Raw genomic sequence first — 7,017 nt, forward strand, 5'->3', positions numbered from 1 at the left:
TGGTGGGTGGGGGGGTTGGGCGGGGGTTTGCTAAACCAACTTTCGAACTTTTGATGGTTGCTAAAGTGGCTTTCGCAACGTCGACCGCGGATCAGGCCGCGGTCGCCTTGACGAACAGGTCCGCCAGCTCCCGCCCGTACCGCTCCAGGTCCAGCTTCGGATCCGCCGCGAACTTCGCCGCGACACCGTCGATGGCCTGCGCGATCGACAACGCCATCACGTCCGGCGCGAACTCGCCGAAAGCGCCTTCCTGCTGTCCCTGCCGGAGCTGGCGTTCGAGCCTGCCGGTCCGGAACTCTTCGACCAGCGGCGCCGACATGAACCAGCCCTCGGCGTCCGAGCCGCTCGAACCCATCTCGACCATGACCCGCACCAGTTCCGGGTACGAGCCGAGGAACGCGATCTCCGACTCGATGTAACCGCGCAGCAGCCCGGCCCGGTCGGTCGTGCCCTGGATCCGCTCCTCGAGGAACTTGTCCTTCATCCCGGTCGCGGTGGTGACCACGGCCTGCATCAGGCCCGCCTTGTTGGTGAAGTGGTACGAGATGATCCGGGTGCTGGACAGCCCGGCCCGCTCCTTGATCTTCGCGAACGACGTCTTGTGGTAGCCGAGGTCCGAGATCGTCGCGATCGTGGCTCCGATGATCTGGGCCCGCCGGGCCGCCTCGGTGACCGACAGCCCCAGCTCCGCCTGTACCTCTTGCATGGCGCTCTGGGTGGAGTGAGTTACTTGCATGAGTAAAAAATAACACGACCGAGTAAAGGTGACAACCATGCCGCCGAATGGGGGACCGTGTTCGACAAGCCTCAAGAAGAGCTTGAGGTGGACCGCGCGTCGCGTTGACCGCTTTGCCGGACGCGCTTACCTTCAATGAAGGTGAATCGCCAAGGTGTGATTCGGATGTCTGGGGCATTCGTCTTGACGAGGAACTCCGGTGCGGACTCACGTGGGTCCGCGCGGCTTTGTTCGCCGGCCGCCAGGTCGGGCGAGGGGAGGCATGGCGTGGTCGAGGCTGGTAGCCCTCAAGAGCCGCTCGTTCCGGTCGCTGACGGCGAGCAGGGCGAGCTGTTCCCCGACTCTTCCCTCCCGGACGAACTCGTCGGCTACCGCGGCCCCGCCGCCTGCCAGATCGCCGGGATCACCTACCGGCAGCTCGACTACTGGGCCCGCACGAAGCTGGTCGCGCCGAGCATTCGCACGGCGCACGGCTCCGGTTCGCAGCGGCTCTACTCGTTCAAGGACATCCTTGTCCTGAAGGTCGTCAAGCGGCTGCTCGACACCGGCGTCTCCCTGCAGAACATTCGCGTCGCCGTCGACCACCTGCGCCTGCGCGGCGTCCGCGACCTCGCCAAGGTCACCCTGTTCTCCGACGGCACCACCGTCTACGAGTGCACTTCGCCCGAAGAGATCGTCGATTTACTCCAGGGCGGGCAGGGTGTCTTCGGGATCGCGGTCAGCGGCGCGATGCAGGAGATCAGCGGCACCATCCACGAGTTCCCGGCCGAGCGGGCCGACGGCGGCGTGATCGAAACGGTCACACCAGACGAGCTCACGCAGCGCCGCAACGCCCGTCGCACCGGCTGATCATGAGGCCGCGGACGCGGCAGGGTAGGCTCACTTCCGCGGTCGACGAATCCGCGCGGGAGAGACCGAGCCGATAACCGTTGAGCTCGGCGCCGAAGGAGCAAGTCCTCCCCGGAACCTCTCAGGCACCCTGGACCGCGCGGAAGAGACGCCTCTGGAAAGTGGTTCGCCAGGTCACAGCCTGGCGGCCCCGCCGACGGTGCAAGCCCGGCTCAACACTCGGGCGAAACTCTCAGGCGCCCCCCTCGGGGGTACGGACAGAGTGGGGAGGGCCAGGACAATCGTCCCGGCCCCACCCCCGCGTCTTGGGAGGTCCCCGATGGAGCCCGTTTCACTGGCCGCTCTCGAATCCGGAACCCCCTTCGCGGACCGGCACATCGGTCCCGGCACCGAAGAACTCGCGCGCATCCTCGACGTCGTCGGCGTCGCTTCGTTGGACGAGCTCGCCGAGCGGGCAGTCCCCGCGTCGCTGCGGGAGTCCGCGGCACCGCTGGAGCTCCCGCCGCCCGCCACCGAGACCGGCGCGCTCGCCGAACTCCGCGCGCTGGCCGCGCGCAACCGGCCGATGGTCCAGATGATCGGTCTCGGCTACCACGACACCGTGACCCCGCCGGTGATCCGCCGGAACGTGCTGGAGAGCCCGGCCTGGTACACCGCGTACACGCCGTATCAGCCGGAGATCTCGCAAGGCCGCCTCGAAGCACTGCTGAACTTCCAGACGATGGTGTCCGACCTGACCGGCCTGCCGATCGCCAACGCGTCCATGCTCGACGAGGCGACCGCCGCGGCGGAGGCGATGACGCTGGTCCGCCGGGCGGGCAAGGCGAAGTCGAACCGGTTCGTGGTCGACGAGGACACTCTTCCGCAGACGATCGACGTGCTGCGCACCCGCGCCGAACCGCTCGGCATCGAGCTGGTGACCGCGGATCTGTCCCAGGGCATCACCGGGCTCGGGCTCGGCGGCGACTTCTTCGGCGTGCTGCTGTCGTATCCGGGCGCGTCGGGTGTCGTGCGCGAATGGGAGCACACCATCACCGAGGCCAAGGCGCTGGGCTCGGCGGTGGTGATGGCCGCGGATCCGCTGGCGCTGACCCTGCTGCGGTCGCCCGGTGAGCTCGGCGCCGACGTCGCGATCGGGTCCACGCAGCGGTTCGGGGTCCCGATGGGCTTCGGCGGGCCGCACGCGGCGTACCTCGCCGTCCGGCAGGGTCTCGAACGGCAGCTGCCCGGCCGGTTGGTCGGGGTGTCGAAGGACGCCGACGGCGCGCCCGCGTACCGGCTCGCGCTCCAGACCCGCGAGCAGCACATCCGCCGCGAGAAGGCGACGAGCAACATCTGCACCGCCCAGGTGCTGCTGGCGGTGATCGCGTCGATGTACGCGGTGTACCACGGTCCCGAAGGCCTGCGCGCCATCGCGAACCGCGCGCACCGGATGGCCACCGTGCTCGCGGCTGGGCTCGCCGAGAGTGGTGTCGACGTCGTGCACTGCGAGTTCTTCGACACCGTCATGGTCGCCGTCCCCGGCCGCGCGACCGGGGTCGTCGCCACCGCGAGGGAACTCGGGGTCAACCTTCGGCCCGTGGACGCGGACCACGTCGCCGTCGCGTGTGACGAGACGACGACCCGTGAGCACCTTTCGTTGGTGTGGAAGGCGTTCGGGGTCGCGGTATCCGATGTGGACTCACTCGACGCGGATACCGCGGACGGCTTCCCGCCGGATCTGCGCCGCACCAGCGACTACCTGACGCATCCGGTCTTCCACGCGCACCGCTCGGAGACGGCGCTGCTCCGGTACCTGAGGTCGTTGTCCGACAAGGACGTCGCGCTCGACCGGAGCATGATCCCGCTCGGCTCGTGCACGATGAAGCTCAACGCCACGGCCGAGATGGAGCCGATCACCTGGCCCGAGTTCGCCGGTCTGCATCCGTTCGTGCCCGCCGAGGACGCGGCCGGCCTGCTCACCGTCGTGAAGGACCTGGAGCGCTGGCTCGCCGGCATCACCGGCTACGACGCGGTTTCCCTGCAGCCGAACGCCGGCAGCCAGGGCGAGTTCGCCGGACTGCTGGCGATCCGCGCGTACCACCGCGAACGCGGGAACGCGGCGCGCGACGTCTGCCTGATCCCGTCCAGCGCGCACGGGACGAACGCGGCCAGCGCGGTCATGGCCGGGATGCGCGTGGTGGTCGTCAAATGCGACGACGAGGGCAACATCGACCTCGGCCACCTCCGGTCCACTGTGGACGAGCACGCGGACGACCTCGCCGCGATCATGATCACCTACCCCTCGACGCACGGCGTCTACGAGGACACCGTCCGCGAGGTCTGCGCGCTGGTGCACGACGCGGGCGGTCAGGTGTACGTCGACGGCGCGAACCTGAACGCGCTGATCGGGGTCGCGCAGTACGGGAAGTTCGGCGCCGACGTCTCCCATCTGAACCTGCACAAGACCTTCTGCATCCCGCACGGTGGCGGCGGGCCGGGTATCGGCCCGATCGGCGTCCGCGCGCATCTGGCGCCGTACCTGCCGAACCACCCGCTGCAGCCGGACGCCGGCCCGGCCACTGGGGTGGGCCCGATCAGCGCCGCGCCGTGGGGGAGCGCGTCGATCCTGCCGATCTCGTGGGCCTACGTCCGGATGATGGGCGCCGACGGCCTGCGGCGGGCGACCTTGACCGCGGTCGCGAACGCCAACTACGTCGCGAAACGTCTCGCCGGGCACTATCCGGTGCTGTACTCCGGGCACGAGGGACTCGTGGCGCACGAGTGCATCCTCGACCTCCGCGCGATCACCAAACGGACCGGCGTCACGGTGGACGACGTCGCCAAGCGGCTGGCCGACTACGGGCTCCACGCGCCGACGATGTCCTTCCCGGTCGCGGGAACGCTCATGGTCGAGCCCACCGAGAGCGAGGATCTCGGCGAACTCGACCGGTTGTGCGACGCGATGATCGCGATCCGCGCCGAGATCGAGAAGGTCGCCGCGGGGGAGTGGCCGGTGGCCGAAAGCCCGCTGCGCAACGCCCCGCACACCGCGCGCTGTCTCGCGGGTGAGTGGGACCGGCCGTACAGCAGGGAGATCGCGGTCTTCCCGGCCGGGTTCACCGCGTCGAAGATCTGGCCCCCGGTGCGGCGGATCGACGGGGCCGCGGGGGACCGCAACCTCGTCTGCTCCTGCCCGCCACCGGAGGCCTTCGCCTGAGGATCAGCCGGGCATCTTGTCGAGAAAGCCCAGCACCTGCTTGATCCGCCCGTCCTCGACGGTGATGACGTCGAAGCCGATCGCCAGCGGCTCTTCCGCGCCCTCCGGGCCGAGGTACCACTGGAACCGCGCGATGTCGTGGTGCGCGTCGGGGGCGGCCGGCAGGCTGAACTTCAGACCGGCGAACTGCGCCTGCGCGCCGGCGATGAAGCCGTCGACACCGTCGTGGCCGGTGACCGCGCCGAGCGGGTCGGTGTAGGCGGCGTCCTCGGTGAACACTTCGGCGATGAGCGCGCGGCGCTTGTCCGCGTCGGTCTCGTTCCACACGGCGATGTACTGCTCGGCGACGCGCTGGATGTCCGACATGGTGTCTCCTCGTTTTCCTGTGGGGTAACCGATGCCGCAACTCTGTCGGCTGAAGCGGGTCCCGTCGATTACGCGGGAGGTAATGGCGGCTCCGCGTGCGGGGCCGTAGGTTCGTGATCGTGACGACCACAGTGACCGCGAGCCGCGCGGGCCGCCCCGTCGGCGAACTCCTCCGCGAATGGCGTGACCGCCGCCGGATCAGCCAGCTGGATCTCGCCATCTCGGCGGATATCTCCACCCGGCACCTGAGCTTCGTGGAGACCGGCCGGTCCAAGCCCAGCCGCGAGATGGTGCTGCGGCTCGGCGAGCACCTGGAGGTGCCCTTGAGGGAACGCAATCAGCTGTTGCTGGCGGCGGGTTACGCGCCCGCGTACGCCGAAAGCGGGCTCGGTGCCCCGGAAATGGCGGCCGTGCGCAAGGCGGTCCGGCAGCTGATGACCAGCCACGAGCCGTACCCGGCGGCCGTCGCCGACCGCTGGTGGAACCTGGTCGACGCCAACGCGAGCATCTCGATCATGACCGGCCTGGTCTCGCCCGCCTTGATGACGCCGCCGGTCAACGTCCTCCGGGTGACGCTGCATCCGGACGGGATGGCGCCGCACGTGCTGAACCTGGGGGAGTGGCGCGCCCATCTGCTCGGCAGGCTGCGGCGGCAGGTGACGCAGACGGCCGACCCGGCGCTGACCGAACTGCTGGAGGAACTGCTCTCCTATCCGTGCGCGGATCCCGTCCCCGAGGTGGAGGTCCCCGGGCCGGGCGACATTTTCGTCCCGTTGAAGCTGCGGCACGAGGACGCCGAGCTCACGTTCTTCAGCACGGTCTCCACCTTCGGGACGCCGTTGGACGTCACGGTGGCCGAGCTGGTGATCGAGTCCTTCTTCCCGGCCGACGCGGACACGGCGGAATATCTGCGCGCGTACGCCGCGCGCGGGGTGGAATGATGCGGGTCAAAGAAGCCCTGCCACAGACTCCAGTGAGGATTCCTCTTCCATGGCCGTGCCTTCCGTCGTCCTGAACAACGAGGTAGCCATCCCCCAACTCGGTTTCGGCGTCTGGCAGGTCCCCGAGGGCGACACGGCCAAGGTCGTCCGGACCGCCATCGAGGCCGGGTACCGGAGCATCGACACCGCCGCGTCGTACCGGAACGAAGCCGGTGTCGGCGAGGCGATCCGCTCGGCGGGAGTACCTCGCGACGAACTGTTCGTCACCACGAAACTGCCGAATCCGGGCCACGGCTACGACGAGGCGCTCCGGGCGTTCGACGCGAGCCTCGCGGAACTCGGCCTGGACCGCGTGGACCTGTACCTGATCCACTGGCCGACGCCTGCCCGCGGGAAGTACGTCGAAACCTGGCGGGCGCTGGAAAAGCTCTACGCGGACGGCCGGGTGCGCGCCATCGGGGTGTCGAACTTCCACGTCCCGCATCTGCGGCGGCTGTTCGACGAGACCGGGATCGTGCCCGCGGTCAACCAGGTCGAGCTGCACCCGCGGCTCCAGCAGAAGGCGTTGCGGGAGTTTCACGCCGAGCACGGCATCGTCACCGAGGCCTGGAGCCCGCTCGCGCAGGGTTCGCTGCTCTCGGACCCGACACTGACCGCCCTCGCGGCCAAATACGGCAAAAGCCCCGCGCAACTGGTGCTGCGCTGGCATCTGCAGCTCGGCACGGTCGCCATCCCGAAATCCGTGACGCCGTCCCGGATTCGCGAGAACTTCGACGTATTCGACTTCGAACTGGCCGACGACGATCTCGCGGCCCTCGCCGAATTCGACGACGGGACGCGCACCGGTCCGGACCCGGACACCTTCGGCTCTTGAGTGGTCGGTACCTGAGCCTTGCTTGCCTGAAGTACATGAAGGCCCCCTTCCT

General features: G+C 68.9%; 6 protein-coding genes and 1 riboswitch. Of the genes, 4 read left to right on the top strand and 2 right to left on the bottom strand.

What is annotated here, in order from left to right:
- Positions 1–91 precede the first annotated feature (91 nt).
- Positions 92–706: a TetR/AcrR family transcriptional regulator gene (locus ACFVM3_RS41465; RefSeq protein ID WP_340682157.1), complete on the bottom strand. Its 615-nt coding sequence runs from the start codon at positions 704–706 to the stop codon at positions 92–94.
- A gap of 297 nt (positions 707–1,003) precedes the next feature.
- On the opposite strand from ACFVM3_RS41465, the gene ACFVM3_RS41470 reads away from it, so the two are divergent.
- The gene (locus tag ACFVM3_RS41470; RefSeq protein ID WP_005150040.1) at positions 1,004–1,585 is read left to right on the top strand and encodes a MerR family transcriptional regulator; all 582 of its coding nucleotides are present in this window, start codon (positions 1,004–1,006) and stop codon (positions 1,583–1,585) included.
- 46 nt (positions 1,586–1,631) lie between these two features.
- Positions 1,632–1,733: riboswitch (glycine riboswitch) on the top strand.
- 171 nt (positions 1,734–1,904) lie between these two features.
- Positions 1,905–4,784 carry an aminomethyl-transferring glycine dehydrogenase gene (gcvP, locus tag ACFVM3_RS41475; protein ID WP_378445347.1) on the top strand — a complete coding sequence of 960 codons (2,880 nt, stop codon included), beginning with the start codon at positions 1,905–1,907 and terminating at the stop codon, positions 4,782–4,784.
- Between the two features lie 3 nt (positions 4,785–4,787).
- On the opposite strand, the gene ACFVM3_RS41480 is transcribed toward gcvP, so the two are convergent.
- On the bottom strand, positions 4,788–5,150 hold the full coding sequence (locus tag ACFVM3_RS41480; protein WP_125734208.1) for a nuclear transport factor 2 family protein: 363 nt from the start codon (positions 5,148–5,150) through the stop codon (positions 4,788–4,790).
- Between the two features lie 113 nt (positions 5,151–5,263).
- On the opposite strand from ACFVM3_RS41480, the gene ACFVM3_RS41485 reads away from it, so the two are divergent.
- Positions 5,264–6,091 (top strand): helix-turn-helix domain-containing protein, encoded by an 828-nt coding sequence (locus tag ACFVM3_RS41485; RefSeq protein ID WP_378445351.1) that lies wholly within the window; start codon positions 5,264–5,266, stop codon positions 6,089–6,091.
- A 49-nt stretch (positions 6,092–6,140) separates the two neighbouring features.
- The gene (locus tag ACFVM3_RS41490) at positions 6,141–6,965 is read left to right on the top strand and encodes an aldo/keto reductase (protein ID WP_378445349.1); all 825 of its coding nucleotides are present in this window, start codon (positions 6,141–6,143) and stop codon (positions 6,963–6,965) included.
- Positions 6,966–7,017 lie beyond the last annotated feature (52 nt).

Origin of the sequence: Amycolatopsis sp. NPDC057786 (assembly GCF_042797905.1) — a bacterium.
GTDB lineage: Bacteria > Actinomycetota > Actinomycetes > Mycobacteriales > Pseudonocardiaceae > Amycolatopsis.